We start from the raw sequence: 1,096 nt of genomic DNA on the forward strand, positions 1-1,096 counted from the left end.
TGACGAATTGTCAAACCAAGTGCAACGATTTCTCAAAAAATACTTCATATGGGGTTTCATAATTTAACACTTTTCGAGGACGCCGGTTCAGCTGATGTTGGCAGAAACTGACGTCCTTATCTGTATAGTCATCAATATCAGTTCTTTTAGGAAAGTATTCCCTAATTAGGCCATTAGTATTTTCATTAGTTCCTCTTTCCTCTGGTGAATATGGATCTGGCCAATAAATAGCTACTCCTAAACGTTCTCGAATATCATTTAGGCTAAGAAATTCACGCCCATGATCTGGAGTCAATGAATGGACAAATTCTTTAGGGATAGATCCTAAGAGATCAACTAAGCCCTGATTAACATCAGCTGTTTCTTTGTGATTGATCTTTTTGATCAATACTAATCGACTAAGACGATCAACGACTGTTAAAAGAACAGAGTGTCCAGTTTTCCCCATTACAGTATCTATTTCCCAATCACCAATGCGCTGACGCTCATTGATGAATTTAGGGCGCTCATGAATTGAAATATAATCTGTCTGGGCTTCCCGATGCCTCCTGGTATTTTTAGGATGACGGGTGTGATGCTTATGTCTTAAATGTCGTTTAATTCCGGTATCACCATGAGATGAATACTGTTCGCCTAAATTATACTTGTAAATATGACGATAGATGGTGTTATAACTAACACACCACTGATGTTCTTTCGCAAATCGCGCAGCGATTTGTTCAGGAGACCAATGTAAATCTAAAATATAATGAACAATTTTACGGCGCAATAGTGGATGACTATCTAGCAACAGTGGTTTATGGCAATTACGACGTTTTAAGTGATAGTCATTTTCAGCAGTATTAGCAGAGTATTTACCAGAACAACGCTTTAATTCACGAGAAATAGTACTTGGACTACGCTTCATGTGTAAGGCAATTGCACGAATAGTTAATCCTTTAGCCTTTAAACACATAAGCATTTCACGTTCTTTTATAGTAAGATGTATATAGCTCATAACGGGTTACCTCGAATAGTTTGATTTGGTCGTTAAACATATTCTACCCGCTATGGGTTTATTTTTTAAAATCTGTTGCACTTAGATTGTAAATACTCA

1 protein-coding gene is annotated in these 1,096 nt (G+C 37.0%); it reads right to left on the minus strand.

Going from position 1 to position 1,096, the window contains the following annotated elements; genetic code table 11:
* Nucleotides 1-10 precede the first annotated feature (10 nt).
* On the minus strand, nt 11-997 hold the full coding sequence (locus QOS03_RS09115) for an IS30 family transposase (protein WP_194177257.1): 987 nt from the start codon (nt 995-997) through the stop codon (nt 11-13).
* Nucleotides 998-1,096: the final 99 nt, after the last annotated feature.

This window comes from Limosilactobacillus pulli (genome assembly GCF_947381555.1).
Classification (GTDB): Bacteria; Bacillota; Bacilli; order Lactobacillales; family Lactobacillaceae; genus Limosilactobacillus; species Limosilactobacillus pulli.

Excerpts from the sequence above, each read along its gene's own strand:
- QOS03_RS09115 (WP_194177257.1), bottom strand. The coding sequence starts at position 997 with ATGAGCTATATACATCTTACTATAAAAGAACGTGAAATGCTTATGTGT.